The sequence below is a fragment of the Streptococcus sp. Marseille-P7376 genome, from assembly GCF_902460385.1.
Lineage (GTDB): Bacteria > Bacillota > Bacilli > Lactobacillales > Streptococcaceae > Streptococcus > Streptococcus sinensis.
On record NZ_CABPTS010000024.1, the window covers coordinates 15,660 to 32,248 of the forward strand.

Sequence of the window (16,589 nt, forward strand, 5' to 3'; positions counted from 1 at the left end):
TGAGCCCGGAATGAACTTTATGATTATTCCTCTTCTTTACGTTTTTTGAAACCAAGGATTGACATCGCTGATGCCACCATCGCTAAACCAAGCACTGCTGCTCCTGTATGGTCTGTTTCACCTGTTTCAGGCAATTCAGTTTGAGGCGTAGTTGGAACTACTGGAGTTTTAGGAGTAGCTGGAGGTGTTTGTGGTTTTTCAGGTGGTGTCTGAGGCTTTTCAGGTGGTGTCTGAGGCTTTTCAGGTGTTACCACAGTAACCGTGTTAGAATCGCGCTCAACATCATTGACGATTTCTGTAAAGGTATTCTTCACTGTACCATAGTCAAGCTGTTTCACTTGCATGTAACCGATCGCTTGGAATTCACTGTCATCAGAAATCTTGCTCAAGAAGTCATTAGAGAAGCTGTAGACAACTGTTCTAGCCTTATGATCAATATTTTGGTTGACATATTGAGTCAGATCAGTTCCTTTAGCAATCTTCGTGCTATCTTTCAAGAGAATATCTGTGTTAGCAATCCATTTGTGAACGCCATTGTATTCTACAAGCGGTGAATAAGTATCCTTCACTTCGATCTTGTCNGCTTGGAATTCACTGTCATCAGAAATCTTGCTCAAGAAGTCATTAGAGAAGCTGTAGACAACTGTTCTAGCCTTATGATCAATATTTTGGTTGACATATTGAGTCAGATCAGTTCCTTTAGCAATCTTCGTGCTATCTTTCAAGAGAATATCTGTGTTAGCAATCCATTTGTGAACGCCATTGTATTCTACAAGCGGTGAATAAGTATCCTTCACTTCGATCTTGTCAATAGACTGACCACGTTTCGCTGGCAAGTAAGAAGTATTCAGCTCGAAGTTGTAAACATCGCCAACGTTAACCGTCTTGCCGTTCAGAGAGTTTTGATCTTTCAGACCATCTTCAACTGTCGCTACAACATCTTTCTTCGGATTAATCTTCGGAATATTGTTCGTGACGATATTGGTTTCTGCAATGCCGGCAAAGTCAATTTGATAAGCCTTGTTTTCGTACTTGCTCGCTTCCTTGATATCTTTCTTCACAGTTGTTGGGAAGATCAATTTCAGGTTGATACCCTTCAAGGCATAGTTATTCGTGTAGGCTACTGGATCATCTGAAGTTGTTACCGCAAACTCACCATCAATTGTCAAGCCCTTAGCCTTGATATAATCTTGAACCTTTTGTGGAGCTTCTGCAACAGACTTGTAGATCTTAGTCGTGAAGCCGCTGACAACCTTGCCATCTTCTGTCGTCATACGAACAGCATCCAGATTTGGTGTTACAAACTTGCTATCGTATTTCTCAACAACCATCAAGCCGGCTTGTTTGTCTTGGTCAACCAAACCAGTTGTGCCCTTGTATTGGTCGTTGTCGATGTTGATTGTGTAAACCTCTGTTGAACCAGCCAACATCGTCTTACCATTGACATCTTCACCCTTAGCATTAGTACCTGTCTTCTTAGGTTCTGCTTGAACAGCCTTATAGACATAGGTTACTTCTGTTACACCCTTCACAACCTTACCTTTTTCTTGACCCTTGGTCTTTTCAGGTACAAGGTTGTAAACTTTGTTGCCATACTTGATAGAGATGCTCTTATGATCTGTTGTGTCATAAGATGTTCCAACTGTTGCACGGCTGGTATCTGTCACATCTTCCTTGATTTTCTTACCAGACTCATCCACATAGTGAACAACGACATCACCATATTCTTTTGGTGATACGAGTGTTACCGTGTTTGAATCACGTTCAACGTTATTGATAATTTCTGTAAAGGTGTTCTTCACTGTACCATTATCAAGTTGTTTCACTTGCATGTAGCCGATTGCTTGGAATTCACTGTCATCAGAAATCTTGCTCAAGAAGTCATTAGAGAAGCTGTAGACAACTGTTCTAGCCTTATGATCAATATTTTGGTTGACATATTGAGTCAGATCAGTTCCTTTAGCAATCTTCGTGCTATCTTTCAAGAGAATATCTGTGTTGGCAATCCATTTGTGAACGCCATTGTATTCTACAAGCGGTGAATAAGTATCCTTCACTTCGATCTTGTCAATAGACTGACCACGTTTCGCTGGCAAGTAAGAAGTGTTCAGCTCGAAGTTGTAAACAGCGCCAACTTTAACAGTCTTGCCGTTCAGAGAGTTTTGATCTTTCAGACCATCTTCAACTGTCGCTACAACATCTTTCTTCGGATTAATCTTCGGAATATTGTTCGTGACGATATTGGTTTCTGCAATGCCAGCAAAGTCAATTTGATAAGCCTTGTTATCGTACTTGCTCGCTTCCTTGATATCTCTCTTCACAGTTGTTGGGAAGATCAATTTCAGGTTGATACCCTTCAAGGCATAGTTATTCGTGTAGGCTACTGGATCATCTGAAGTTGTTGCCGCAAACTCACCATCAATTGTCAAGCCCTTAGCCTTGATATAATCTTGAATCTTTTGTGGAGCTTCTGCAACAGACTTGTAGATCTTAGTCGTGAAGCCGCTGACAACCTTGCCATCTTCTGTCGTCATACGAACAGCATCCAGATTTGGTGTTACAAACTTGCTAGAGTATTTCTCAATAACCGTCAAACCAACTTGTTTGTCTTGGTCAACCAAACCAGTTGTGCCCTTGTATTGGTCGTTGTCGATGTTGATTGTGTAAACCTCTGTTGAACCAGCCAACATCGTCTTACCATTGACATCTTCACCCTTAGCATTGGTACCCGTCTTCTTAGGTTCTGCTTGAACAGCCTTGTAGACATAGGTCACTTCTGTTACACCCTTCACAACCTTACCTTTTTCTTGACCCTTGGTCTTTTCAGGTACAATGTTGTAAACTTTATCGCCGTGCTTGATAGCGCTCGGTTTGTTATCAGTCGTATCGTATGATTCACCGACTCTTGCTTGAGCAGTATCCGTTACATCATCTTTAATCTTGTTGCCAGACTCGTCCACATAGTGAACAACGACATCACCAAACACTTCTTTGTAGATATAAGTAACATCTGTATTACCTTCCACAATGCGACCTTGCTCTAGACCGATAGTCTTTTCAGGAATGATTTCATAAACACGTCCATCCTGAGTAGTGATTGTCTTATGAGCATGATCACGAGTGTCATAGAGGGTGTTGATTGGAGCACCAGTTGTGTCTTTTTCTGGTTCCTTAATGACTTTGCCATTTTCATCTTTATAATGAACTGTTACATCACCGAGTACTTCATCATAGACATAGACAACACGAGTTGTTCCCTTGACAACCTCACCGCTTTCTTGTCCTTGTGTAGCTGTAGGGTCAATGCGGTATGTCTTACCATTAGATGATACGATTGTCACAGGCTTATGATCTGTTGTATCGTAAGCTGTTCCTACTTTCGCTGTTGGTGTGTCAACAACGCGTGGTGCAATGGTGTTGCCTTTCTTATCTTGGTAATCAACAACAACATTACCGTACTCTTCTGGAGTCTTCACAAGATCATAGTAGTAAACAACATTGGTATTGCCTTCTACCACCTTACCAGTTTCAGCACCTTGGGTCGCTGTCAGATCCAGCTTGTACTTCTTGCCATCTACTGTAGTGATAGTGTCCTTACGTTGATCAGTAGTATCGTAGTCAGTACCCACTTCAGAACGCGGTGTATCGGTCACTTTCGGTGCGATAGTCACGCCGTCTTTGTTCTTGTACTCAACGGTAACATCACCGTATTTCTTTTGCGGTGCATCCGGAACAAGATCATAGTAGTAAACAATATTGGTATTGCCTTCTACCACCTTACCAGTTTCAGCACCTTGGGTCGCTGTCAGATCCAGCTTGTACTTCTTGCCATCCACTACAGTAGTAATGGTGTCCTTACGCTGATCAGTAGTATCGTAATCGGTACCCACTTCAGAACGCGGTGTATCGATTACTTTCGGTGCAATGGTCATACCATCTTTGTTCTTGTACTCAACGGTAACATCACCGTATTTCTTTTCTGGTGCATCCGGAACAAGATCATAGTAGTAAACAATATTGGTATTGCCTTCCACCACCTTACCAGTTTCAGCACCTTGGGTTGCTGTCAGATCCAGCTTGTACTTCTTGCCATCTACTGTGGTGATAGTGTCCTTACGTTGATCAGTAGTATCATAATCGGTACCCACTTCAGAACGCGGTGTATCGGTCACTTTCGGTGCGATAGTCACGCCGTCTTTGTTCTTGTACTCAACGGTAACATCACCGTATTTCTTTTGCGGTGCATCCGGAACAAGATCATAGTAGTAAACGATATTGGTATTGCCTTCTACCACCTTACCAGTTTCAGCACCTTGGGTCGCTGTCAGATCCAGCTTGTACTTCTTGCCGTCTACTGTGGTGATGGTGTCCTTACGCTGATCCTTGGTATCATAGTCTGTACCGACTTCAGAACGCGGTGTATCGGTCACTTTCGGTGCAATGGTCATACCATCTTTGTTCTTATACTCGACGGTAACATCACCATATTTCTTTTCTATCGGCTTTTCAACTTTGTCATAAACATAGACAACGCGGGTTGTTCCTTCGACAACCTGACCACTCTCGTGACCTTGTGTAGCATTGGTATCAATACGATAAGTTGTGCCATCATCCGCCGTAATGGTAGTTGGTTTGTGATCAGTTGTGTCATAGTAAGTGCCAACCCGTGAAGTTGGTGTATCTACGATACGCGGAGCAATGGTGTTGCCTTGCTTATCTTGGTAATCAACGACAACATTACCATATTTCTCTACTGGTTTTTCAAGCTTATCATAAACATAGATAACGCGGGTTGTTCCTTCAACAACTCTACCACTTTCTTGACCTTGTGTAGCTGTAGGGTCAATGCGGTAACTTGCTCCATCGGCTGTTGTAATCGTAGACGGTTTGTGGTCAGTTGTATCGTAAGCCGTTCCGACTGATGTGTCTGGTGTATCCACAATACGCGGAGAAATGGTGTTACCTTGCTTATCTTGGTAATCAACAACAACATTACCTTTTACTTCGGTATAGTAGTTTGCTACGTTCGTCGTACCTAATTTAACTTTACCTGTTGTATTATTAGTTGATGACACATATTTATAGATCTTGCCATCCGCTGTTGTGATTCTGTCTTGGTGTGTTGTTGTGTAGTCTTCACCAACAGGAGTTCCTGTAGGTTTAACCGTTTGAGTATTTGTTAGTTTAGTAGTAGTCCCTTGAATATAGTTATCCAGCAAGACATTCCCTGCAAGATTGTATTCAACCAGATTGTATTCAAGATCTGGTTTTACAAGAGTAAAGCGAGATGGTAATTTGCTTGTAAGAGCTAACCAATAACCTCTATCCCATTGTGAAGTCCGCTGCATCACAAAGGAAATTGAATCTCCGCTTTCTGCCACACCCGCAATCCCCATTTTATAGAAATTTGGATCATTATAGTCGTCTTTAATGCTGTGAGTGACAGTATTTGCTGCCAAACGTCCATCGGCTTGTTTTTCAACCAAAGAACCGGTAATCTTTACTGGTCGGAAATTATAATCTGTTATGCTTTCTTCGTGCTTCAGACCAGCCCATTCCCCTGTCTTAGGTTCTGTTTTTGTTAGGCTCGTCATAGCTAAAATAGCTGGATTCGTCTTTGTGAATTGAATTGGATTGCCATCAGAATCGTAAAAACGAATATTTACACGGTATCTAGACGGCGCATTAATTTTGTAAAAAGTATAAATTCCTTTTGTTGGATCTTTTTCTGCAAAGCCTACGATACCCGTACTACCACTTATATTGGTAACTTCATAAACTACTTTAGAAATTTTCTTCCCGTTATATGTTGAATTTTGAAGGTTGCTATAAGTAGCAGTGATAGTCTGTCCGTTTTCAATTTTTGGAATATAAAATCTACTTCCACCACCTGACAGTTTCGTTGTAAATGCTGGCACTGGATTGGATCCAAATGTTCCACCTTTTTGGACATACTCTTCATAAGACTGCGCACGTGGCATATCTTTTTGTCCAAATGCTGTAGCACCACTAATAGATATCTTCCCATTAGGCTCACTTTCAAACTTCAAGCCTTGGCTGACAGCTTCACTTAGATAGCCTGGAGTGCCGGTGTTTTCTTGCGCTTTTTTTAGGTCGCGTTTATAGGCATCTACCCCCGTCTTGATACGAGTTGCTTGTGTTTCCTCAAGAGTGTTGGCAAGGTCCTTTTTAGCATCTGACTCTACTTGGTTGTTTGCTGTTCCAATATTTTCTGTTGGGTTTTGTTTTACATCAATGTTGTAACCCTTAGCTTCAGACACAGCGTCTTTTAACTTTTGATTTTCCACAGTAACTTTTGGCTCTGTAGACTCAGCTGGAGCAACTGGAGCTGCTGGAGCTGCTGCAGGCGCAGTGTAAGTTACAGGAGTTGTGTCACTAGCCGAAGAAGCCAATGCAGTTGGAGTTGATTCAGCTGCTGGAGCAACTGGGGAAGTAGCTTCAACTGGAGCAGTTGCATTCGCAGTTGGAGCAATTGAATTCGTAGCGGTCGCTGGAGCCGCTGCTTCAGCTGATGCAGCCTGAGATTGTACTGCCAAACTGGTATCTGCCGCTGACGCTACAGGTGTTGTAGTCGTTGGTTCAGAAGATGATACTTCATCCGCCGACGCAGTTTTGTTATTGCTAAACATAGCAATAGCACCAAGAGCAATGACACCAATTGTACCATAGACTTTATTTTTACGAATAGATCCATGACCTTTGGTCTCACTATTGTGATTGAACATGCGCGTTCCTTCTTTCCTTTTTTATAATTAACCTATTATCCAATTTTCTCTCTCAAAAGGTTTGATTTGTTTAAACCCTAAGAGTGATAAAACGAACAGACCGATTGTTGCAAAAAGAGTCGTTGTTTCACCAAGCTCTGGCAACAATACAAATTTTCCATCACTGGACTTAACAGTAACAGTGCCGTCATCATCGGCTGTCCCACCTACTTGTGCTAGTGGAACGACTGATTGGGAACCATCAGAGTTTTGGACAACAGCACGACCCTTATCACTTCCGATGACTTGGAAACCTTGATCTGTCAAAAGTGGAGAGCTTGCTGAAACTTTTTCTCTCACAGGAAGAGCTAGCATTTGAGCCAAATCAAAGTCTACCAAACTATCTTTTTCATGCTTTTCAGACTGTTCCTGTTTTCTTTCTACAAGTCTCTGTAGTTCTGATGCGGCTGCTCTCTTATCTGCGTCTGTCAGTGAAGTTGCTACAGTGGCCATAGAAACTGCTGATGAGACTGATAAGTTAGCTGACGCTGTTGAAATCCCCGACGTCGGCTGCCAAGCTTCTGGAAGCACAGGTGACTCTGTAGGTGTGGATTCTTCAGAAGCAATCTGAGATTCCGTTTCTGTTGCTGGGGCTTCCAGATTTTCTGGTTCAACTGATGGATTGGACTCCACCGGTGGAACCTCTGGCTCCACTGACTCACCCTTATCAGGGTCAGTCGACTCAGGCTTCGCTGGCAAGACTTCCGAGCTCGGATTTACAGATGAATCCGCAGGAGCTGATTCACCAGCTTCCATAGGTGGTGCTGGTTTTGCCGATGAAGCATCTGATTGCACTAGGTTTTTGCCATTTTCTGAGTCTGTTGATGCCGTAGACGTCGTTTTATCATCCGTTGTCGGCACAGTGGCGACCGGTGCCGAACTACTTGAGTGCTCCACATCACGAGCCAACACTGGATTTGCACCCAAAGCAGATAATAAAACCGCCGTCGAGGTCAGAAAAACTTTATTTTTTTTCATTATAAAGCATCCCCTCCATTCTCAAAATACATATATACGTTACTAAAGTAACAGTATAAAATACCACTTATTTTAATGATAATAATATTCTTGTAATTTGTCAAGTTAAACATGTAACCCCAATCTAATGATTGTGTAAAAAATGTCATGAAATCGAGTAAAAACATAGACCTTTTTTACTTTCCTAATATACATAGGTGATAGTATTCTCTGATTTTATATATAAAATGGACAGGAAATGAAGCGATCTGATGCAGTTTTTTATAAAAGAACGCTTACTTTTATCTATGTTCTATCCAATATTACTTTAAGATGGAGCTTTCAGCCATTTGATGTTCAGACGACTAAACTTACTTGACAGATTCTCAAATAAATACTAGAATGAAATGATAGAGACTTTTAACTAAAAAACATTAAGAGAGGAGGAAACTACTGCATGGCTGAATCGAGACGGAAAAAACGAACACTGCTTTTTCCTATACTCCCTTTACTTTTCTCAGCTTTTTTACCAGTAGTTGCGCACGCCTCTGTTGAAGGAGAGGCTGACGATCAGAAGAGTGAACTGGTCTCTTCCAACCTCTCAACTAACGAAAAAGAGGGGCAAGAACATTCAGATTCTGAAAGCCAACCAAACCAAGGAACGGACAGCAACACCTCCTCTTCAAGCACGCCTGCAGCTCCAGCTCTTTATAATAAAACATACGAATTTATCAGCGGCACCCCAAATAAGACTCTGCCTCCAGAAGTCCTGAAATACTTGCCACAAAATCAGGAAAATATCCAAAACGGAACGAGAGCAATCCCTGAGCCGCCAAAAGAAAACCAAACAGAAATCCAGGTCCCAGGAGGAAAATGGATTTTTAAAGGCTACGACAAAGATGCGGAGACTATCCAAGATAAAGATGCGCATTTTATTGGCAAATGGGAGTTTGAAAAAGAGCCAAAGCAGGAAACAAGCACCTCAAGCAAGGAGCACTCTACAAGCAGTAAATCTTCAAAAAAGGCGAAGACTGCATTCACCCTGACCTTGCCAGTCATCAGTAGCTTACTAGCCATGTTGCTTGCAACCGGATCTTTCTTTTTCTACCGCAAAAAGAAGCTGGGCACAACGCAAACCGAGGTTCCTGCCACTTCACCGACGACTCCACTTAAAAACTCTCAAAAACAAAATTTCAAAGCAGCATTGAGCCGTTTCTCATCCATGATAACCCTGCTGGGATTCCGGAAACGTAAAGAAACTGACGAAGATTCCTGGGATTAACATGTACGCTCACAAACTCTGATGTATCAGTTTTAAAGAATTCTAATTTAGCATAGCCGATAAAAGCAAGTTTTGATTTTATCGGCTTTTTATTATTTCACTGCTAATATGCTAAATATCTCCACTTTGGAAAACTCAGACCAGACAAGCTCTGATAGCTTCTAGTCATTTCATGATTTATTTTCTGATTTCTACTAGCAGACCATCTTTTGGGACATCATCTTAATTATTTTTGCAAAGTTTGTAACTTTTAGTTGACGTCCTGAAAAATATACGCTAAAATAGTAAGAGTTGCGGCGGTATAGCCAAGTGGTAAGGCACGGCTCTGCAAAAGCTTGATCGTCGGTTCAAATCCGTCTACCGCCTTTCAATACCTGATTATCAGGAATCAACCGAATGAAAAGCCCATTAAATCGGGCTTTTTCTTTTCTCTTCGCTTATACTAGAACTAGGGCAAATAGGATAAAGTTGATGGACAAACAGTCCTTCTGAGCAATTCAGAAGGATTTTACTATTTTACTTTCAATTCTGTACAGATTGCTTACTGTAATAGCTAACCGAAGGTTACTTATCTCCTTTTTCTTCCTCCACAAGCCACCTCACATGCCAAAGTTATGATCTGAACTTACGGTAGCTGTTTTAATAAATCTGCTAGATCATATTGGTATAAAAGAATTCTATCGTAAACTTGTTTTTGCCATTCTTTAGCTAGAGTTCCGTCACTGTTGATAAAAAAGCTGGAATCCATATAACGAATAATCATAAACTCAGAAGTTTTTTGATCGAAACCATTTCCCCGAGTGAAATCTATCCCTTTCCCCGTATTTTGAGTAACAATCGCTTCAAGTAGAGGCAAGGTTACTTCGTTACAAGGGAGTTTCATATCAGGAATGTCCCAAAATTTCTTTTTATCATTTCTGTACAGAGCAAGATTGGAAATCGTCCCATTTGTCACGCACTGTACTCTGCGAATGTCCTCAATATTGATTGTATTCTTTGAGCCATAGATGACGCCATTAGCAATACGAATTTCTTTTTCTTTCATACTAAAAGCCAATGTTATATCAAGAGTCCTCAGATTATTTGGGAAATCTTTGGTAAGCTTGCTTGCTGCAAAGGCTAACAGTATCGATTTCGTTTCAAATATATTGTGGATATTATTGCGAATGGTCGTATCCGTATCAAATTCAGCCATATTCTTTCCTTTCTTATCTCGAAAAATGAGATTATAACTTGAATTAGAATTACAGTAACGACGTGGTAAGATAGCAGAAACTTTATCAAATGAAATATCAAGATTTTTATTTTTCCCATCTTGATAGGACAAACCCTCATTTTTAACAATTAAAGTATGGCCATCTGGGCCACTAAATGTTATTTCTTGATTTTCAAAAATGGTTTTCATAAGCCCTCCTTAAACATCTTCTTTGCTATATCACGACTTATTATAACATTTTGAACGAATTCTGTATCCGTTTTCCTGACCATAAGCTAAGTTATTGAAACTATATTTATCTTATTTAAGTTCTAGATGGTGGGATCAATGTAAAATTGCACACAAAAAGAGCGGAAAAATATTTCCGACTCTCTTTTTTATGCTTTTTAAGGAATTACAGCTCTGCAATTTGACTAAGATTGACTTCTGCAACCGTGTCATTGCCAAACATGGAAATAATCATCTTGACTTTATTGTTATCAATCTCTGTAATTTTTCCTGTATAGTCAGTGAAGGCCCCGTCAATAATACGGACAGTATCGCCCACCTTGACATCCAAATCAAATTCTTGAACCGTTTGCCCCATGGAAATGAGGATGTTGCGGATTTCTTCTTCCAAGAGCGGAGTTGGTTTAGAGCGGTTTCCATGTGAACCGACAAATCCGGTTACGTTCGGCGTATTCCGCACGACAAACCACGCTTCATCTGTCATGACCATCTCAACCAGTACATAGCCTGGGAATCGGTTTTCTTCAACTTCTTTGGTCTTGCCGTTCTTTTCGACCTGTACGGTCTGGGTCGGAATTTCCACACGCAGGATATTTTCCAGCATATTATAGGTTTGAGCGCGTTGCAAGAGATTTTCCTTTACTTTATTTTCATAGCCTGAGTAGGTTTGCAGTACAAACCAGCCTTTGTCAAAACTGTCCATGTCTTGTCCTTTCCTAAATAAAAAAGCCTGAGGGCCTCGCTTCATATTTCTAGCCCTATTATACCATAAAATCCAAAATTACAAAGCATTTTGAAAAACATTTTACAGACAAATAGAGCCGCCAAAGCAGCTCTACTGTTTTTATGAAAACATATCAATTATACGGAAGAGACCGCTAGCCACTACCTTATCAAAGAGATAGATAATCACAACAAAGAATACCGTGTATTCCATCACTGAGATAAAGTCTGTCCATCTTTCTTTGCGGGTAGGCCAAGTTGTACCTCTCAATAATCCAAAAATATCTTTAATGAATCTCACAACTGTCTCCTATCTGGTTTCTTTGTGCAGGGTGTATTTACTGCAATGTTTACAATATTTATTTACTTCTAGACGCGTAGGTTTTGGAGTGCTACTAAGTTTGATTGAGTAGTTTCGCGACCCACAAACTGTACACGCTAGACTCGCTTTTTTTAATGCCATGACGCCTCCATCAGTCTTATTATAGCAGTTTTCTGATTCTTTGACAAGCTGTTTGAAAGATTATTGGAACCAGCCGGTAATAGTATCCCAGAGATTCTTGGCTTTTTCAGAAATACCAGACTCATCAATAGCTTTCTTGGCATCATCTACTAGGTTTTGTGCCCGCTCTTGGACATCTTTCAGGAAGTCTTTGTTTTCGCTGGCCGTATTCGTTTCGCCAGTACCGTAGGTATCCACTGGTGAAATGCCGTTTTCAGCGTAAGCATTCTTCTCACCAGAGAAGGACGTTCCTTCCGTATAAGGCAGGATACTGTTGGCCACATTGCGGAAGATAGCCGAGGCTTCATTGGCACTCGTCCCAGTCAGATAGTGAGTTTCATCCGTCTTAGGGAAGCCCAGCCACTGGCTGATAACTACATCTGGTGTGTAGCCGATAACCCATTGGTCCCCTGACAAGTCAGGATTAAAGTCGGTCTCTGTCGTCCCTGTCTTTCCGGCCATCGTATAACCGTAAGGGGCCGCATAGATCCCCGTTCCGTTTGAGAAAGTTCCTAGCATCATGCTGGTCATCTTTTCTGCGGTCGAGCGATTGAGGACACGGGTAGAAGTCTGCCGGTGGGTTTTTACAACCTGACCGCTGGCATTCTCTATCTTAGTGATGAGGTGGGCGTCATTCATGACCCCATCATTCGCAAAGGCTGAGTAGGCCTGAGCCATCTGAAGTGGATTGGTCGTCACGCCGCTTCCCAGAGCTACGCCTAGATTTTGTTCTACCTTGTCCATATTAAGGCCAAACTTTTTGCCGTATTCAAAGGCCTTGCTCACGCCTAATTCATCCACTGTTGAAACAGCTGGAATATTGAGGGATTCAGCCAAGGCTTGATACATCGGAACCGTCGGTGAACTTTGGATATTGCCATAGTTATTGACCGTATAATCGCCAAAAACTGTCCGACTATTGTCTAGCTCCTTATCCGTTGACCAGCCTGCTGCTATCGCTGGGCTGTAGGCTACCAAAGGCTTGATGGTCGAGCCCGGACTGCGGGAAGACTGAGTCGCATAGTTGAAAGTCCGAAAGGCAGATCCTTCAGCACTGTTGACACGGCCGACCAAAGCCCGAACGCCACCCGTCTTAGGATCCAGCGCTACACTTCCTGACTCAGCCCTAGTGCCGTCGTCAGCCAGCGGAAAGAGATCGACATTGCTATAGATGACCTGCATGCTAGCTTGGTAATTTTGATCCAACTCGGTGTAAATCCGATAGCCGTTGTTGACGATTTCTTCCTCAGTCAGACCGTAATCATTAACCGCTTCATTGATAACTGCATCAAAATAAGATGGGTAGCGATAGTCTTCTGACTTGCCCTCACAGGCATCGACTAGCTGGCCTCCAATGCCAACCGTCGCAGCCTGATCCGCCGTTGCCTGATCAATGTATCCTGCCGCTACCATATTTTGAAGAACGGTGTCACGGCGGTTGGTCGCATTCTCAATCGAATACAGGGGATTATATATCTCTGGTCCTTTGAGCATGCCGGCTAGAACCGCCGACTGATCTAGACTGAGTTGACTGGCAGATACACCAAAATATTTCTTGCTGGCATCTTCCACGCCCCAAACCCCATTGCCAAAATAAGAGTTATTGAGGTACATGGTCAAGATTTCCTGCTTGCTGTATTTTTTGTTAATTTCTAAAGCTAGGAAAAATTCCTTGGCCTTACGCTCAATGGTCTGATCTTGAGAGAGATAGGCATTCTTAGCCAACTGCTGCGTGATGGTCGAACCACCACCAGAGCGCCCCGCAGTCAAAATGGCTAGAAAGAAGCGACTGTAGTTGATCCCGCCATTCTTATAAAAAGAACGGTCTTCTGTCGCAATCACGGCATTCTGCAAGTCCTGACTGATGCCCTCCAATTCGACATAGGTGCCCTTTTGCCCAGACAAGCTGCCCGCTTCATTTCCATCCTTATCATAGATCAAAGTCGTGGCTTTAAGAGCATTCTGCAAGTCTTTGACATTGGTCGTCTTGGCTACATAAAAAAGATAGCCACCGACCACCAGACCAAAGGTCAAACCGAAAATCAGGAATATCTTGGTCAGGTGAAATCTGCGCCAAAAACGGCGGAAGGGATGCTGAGACAGGGGCTTCTTCCGACTCTTGCCAGATCGGCTGTAGCTAGGCTCAAGAGCTTCACCTCCCAACTCTTCAGCAACCTTTTTCTGAGGCTGATCCGTTTTAAAAAAATTGACTAGTTTTTCAAATACATCATTTAATTTCTTCATAAAACATATTTTATCACCTTATCCATGTAGACACAAGGCACGAGTCCGCTGCTTTCTATTCTTTTTAGCTTTCTTTAAGGAAATAGCAGAGCTGCTTTCCTTTTTCCAGCTAAGCATTTCCAAATGGGCTAGTTTTTGCTACAATGAAAACATGAAATTTACCATTACCATCCCCGCAAGCCTGGCTCAGATGACCGTCAAAGAACTGCTAGAAGAGCAGCTGCTCATCCCTCGCAAAATTCGTCACTTTCTCCGAACCAAGAAACACGTCTTGGTCAACGGTGAGTCTATCCACTGGCAGACTGTGGTCAAGCCTGGCGACAGCATTCAACTGACCTTTGACAAAGAGGACTATCCAGAAAAAGAAATCTTAGCTGGCCAGCCTCATCTAGTCGAAGAGGTCTATCAAGACGAACATCTCATCATTGTCAATAAGCCTAACGGCATGAAAAGCCATGCCAATGAGCCGACAGAAATAGCTCTGCTCAATCATGTTTCAAGCTATGTCGGACAGACCTGCTATGTCGTTCACCGCCTGGATAAAGAAACCAGCGGTGCTATCCTTTTTGCCAAAAATCCCTTTGTCCTCCCTATTCTCAATCGCCTCTTGGAAAACAAAGACATTGCCCGCGAATATTGGGCCCTTGCCCAAGGGAAATTTCCTAATAAGACTATCATATACAAAGATAAAATCGGCCGAGACCGCCATGACAGACGGAAACGCCTCGTTGATCCGAAAAAAGGGCTCTATGCCGAAACTCATGTGACCCGACTCAAGGAGTTTGGAAACACGACTCTGGTCAAATGCCAATTGAAAACAGGACGTACTCACCAAATCCGTGTCCATCTCTCCCATCACGGCCATCCCATCATCGGTGACCCCCTTTACCACCCCCAACCTCAAGGCCGCCTCATGCTCCATGCCCATCGTCTGACATTCACCCATCCGTTCACACTGGAAACCATCAGCGTGGAAGCACCGTCAGAGAGTTTTGAAGCAGAAATCAGACAGCACAGAAGTAAGTCTAGAAAGGGCTATCTTACCTGATTGCCAAGTCTCCAAAGCGAACACTCCATGCAATCAATTAGCCTTGTCCCCTTATAAAGCTCAAAATTTTTTATGTAAAGGACGAAAATTAGACTGACCCGTAGACCAAAAGACGATTTCATAATGGGAAATCGTCTTTCTTATTTCTCTACTAGCTTACAACCAACTGCTCCAGATACAAGCGGTAAGCCGTCCGATAATGATAGGGATTGAAAAACTGCATCTTGCCAATATTGTACCGAACCAGATAATAAATCAGATAGCGCAGATGCAGTGTTTCCCACTCTATACTCGTCTTTTGACAATGAGAATATTCAGCCTCAATTTCAGCATAATAACCTTTGTACTTCAAATAAATTTCTTGAATTTTCATAACAACTCCTATTTTTTTGTTAAAACTAGTATAGAAGAAAAATAGAGTGTTTTGGGTAAAAATCATTATTCTGCCTCAATCAAAGCCTCAAATGCAAAGTGAATATAGAACATGACATTTTAGGGGAAATTTAGAGCATCTTGCATGGATAAACAATCTAAAAATCGGCTACACTAAAAATAGCAGGTTTTAGCCATTCTCTTTCTGATACTGTTTCAAATCAACTAGGAGAACCCTCAGCTTAACTTTGAACTCAAAAGCTTCCAGAGGAGGAAAACCGCCTTCCCTCCATCCTTAACCTTCACCAATCTAGGTGACCTGTTAGAGAGGATCAAATCCGAAAAACATTTTATAACAAAAATCTATTGAGAGAACTCTCTAAAATTTAAAAATCGAACCACATCAAGGAATTGCTTCCCGCTAGATGTGGTTCGATTTTTTTAGAGCTGCTTAAGTTCTGATTTCGAGTGCTTGCTTGAGTGAACTCTTATCAGGTCTAAGCTTTCTTCTTACCTAGGTAAAGGGCTCCGCCTAGTGTACCAAGTCCTAACAGGCAGAGGAAGAAGTTCTCAACGGTACCAGTAGAAGGTAAGATGTTTTTCTTCTTCGGTTTCCCTGGTGTCTGCGGCTCTTCCGGTTTTGATGGAGGAGTTGTTGGAGGTACTTCCGGAGTGTAAACATTGGTAATATTGTAACCATTCACTGTTGATGTATAACCTTTCGGAACGTTCACTTCTTGGACTGTATATTTAATTTCTTTACCGTTCTGGTTTTTAGGCAGTCCTTCAAAATGATACTTCCAACCAGTCGCTTCACTCGCTGTAGCGATCAGTCCGGTATCCTTACCATCCGCAAGCAGTTTCACTTGGATAGAGCTTGGACGAATACCATCTTGGTTGTTGTTATCATTCCATGTTTTCGTTCCTTCAACATGAGTCACTTTCGGTTCGTAATTGTTAGTTACATTCATCCCATTTGGGATTGATTTATAACCTTCCGGAACATCGACTTCTTTGACAGTGTAAGTGATTTCTTTACCACCTTCATAGCGATCCAGTTCTGTAAACTCATACTTCCAGCCAGTCGCTTCGCTCGCTGTGGCTGTTTTACCAGTCGCTTTGCCATTGGCTAAGAGCTTCACAGTAATGGAGTCTGGACGTTTGCCATCTCGGTTATTGGCGTCGTTCCAAGTCTTTTGACCGCTTACTGTAATCTTCTCTGGAGTCAGCTT

11 protein-coding genes and 1 tRNA gene are annotated in these 16,589 nt (G+C 42.2%); 3 read left to right on the forward strand and 9 right to left on the reverse strand.

The window, feature by feature from the left end; translation table 11 throughout:
- Nucleotides 1-23: 23 nt before the first annotated feature.
- Both FZ952_RS09910 and FZ952_RS09915 read right to left on the reverse strand, forming a co-directional pair.
- Nucleotides 24-6,746, reverse strand: coding sequence for an SspB-related isopeptide-forming adhesin (locus FZ952_RS09910; RefSeq protein WP_148881550.1), 6,723 nt, complete (start codon nt 6,744-6,746; stop codon nt 24-26).
- Between the two features lie 27 nt (nt 6,747-6,773).
- A complete protein-coding gene (locus FZ952_RS09915) occupies nt 6,774-7,763 on the reverse strand; it encodes a hypothetical protein (protein WP_148881551.1) in 990 nt (329 codons plus the stop codon).
- A gap of 436 nt (nt 7,764-8,199) precedes the next feature.
- Between FZ952_RS09915 and FZ952_RS09920 the strand changes: the two genes are divergently transcribed.
- Together FZ952_RS09920 and FZ952_RS09925 are read left to right on the forward strand one after the other, a co-directional pair.
- Nucleotides 8,200-9,024 carry an SHIRT domain-containing protein gene (locus FZ952_RS09920; protein WP_148881552.1) on the forward strand — a complete coding sequence of 275 codons (825 nt, stop codon included), beginning with the start codon at nt 8,200-8,202 and terminating at the stop codon, nt 9,022-9,024.
- Between the two features lie 295 nt (nt 9,025-9,319).
- Nucleotides 9,320-9,390: transfer RNA gene (locus FZ952_RS09925), tRNA-Cys, on the forward strand.
- Between the two features lie 259 nt (nt 9,391-9,649).
- Here the strand turns inward: FZ952_RS09925 and FZ952_RS09930 are convergent.
- From FZ952_RS09930 to pbp2a, 5 genes are all read right to left on the reverse strand, one after another.
- Entirely contained in the window at nt 9,650-10,429 is a 780-nt protein-coding gene (locus FZ952_RS09930) for a hypothetical protein (protein ID WP_148881553.1), read from the reverse strand.
- Nucleotides 10,430-10,634: 205 nt separating this feature from the next.
- Entirely contained in the window at nt 10,635-11,171 is a 537-nt protein-coding gene (gene nusG / locus FZ952_RS09935) for a transcription termination/antitermination protein NusG (RefSeq protein WP_037617404.1), read from the reverse strand.
- 141 nt (nt 11,172-11,312) lie between these two features.
- Nucleotides 11,313-11,492: a preprotein translocase subunit SecE gene (gene secE, locus FZ952_RS09940; RefSeq protein WP_148881554.1), complete on the reverse strand. Its 180-nt coding sequence runs from the start codon at nt 11,490-11,492 to the stop codon at nt 11,313-11,315.
- Between the two features lie 9 nt (nt 11,493-11,501).
- Nucleotides 11,502-11,654 (reverse strand): 50S ribosomal protein L33, encoded by a 153-nt coding sequence (gene rpmG / locus FZ952_RS09945; RefSeq protein ID WP_015605910.1) that lies wholly within the window; start codon nt 11,652-11,654, stop codon nt 11,502-11,504.
- A gap of 60 nt (nt 11,655-11,714) precedes the next feature.
- Nucleotides 11,715-13,937 (reverse strand): penicillin-binding protein PBP2A, encoded by a 2,223-nt coding sequence (gene pbp2a / locus FZ952_RS09950; RefSeq protein WP_148881555.1) that lies wholly within the window; start codon nt 13,935-13,937, stop codon nt 11,715-11,717.
- Between the two features lie 151 nt (nt 13,938-14,088).
- Between pbp2a and FZ952_RS09955 the strand changes: the two genes are divergently transcribed.
- Nucleotides 14,089-14,985, forward strand: a complete 897-nt coding sequence (locus FZ952_RS09955; RefSeq protein ID WP_148881556.1) for an RluA family pseudouridine synthase — start codon at nt 14,089-14,091, stop codon at nt 14,983-14,985.
- 151 nt (nt 14,986-15,136) lie between these two features.
- On the opposite strand, the gene comW is transcribed toward FZ952_RS09955, so the two are convergent.
- Both comW and FZ952_RS09965 read right to left on the reverse strand, forming a co-directional pair.
- On the reverse strand, nt 15,137-15,358 hold the full coding sequence (gene comW, locus FZ952_RS09960; protein ID WP_148881557.1) for a sigma(X)-activator ComW: 222 nt from the start codon (nt 15,356-15,358) through the stop codon (nt 15,137-15,139).
- Nucleotides 15,359-15,854: 496 nt separating this feature from the next.
- On the reverse strand, nt 15,855-16,589 hold a 735-nt coding region (locus FZ952_RS09965), incomplete at its 5' end, for a Cna B-type domain-containing protein (RefSeq protein WP_262366358.1).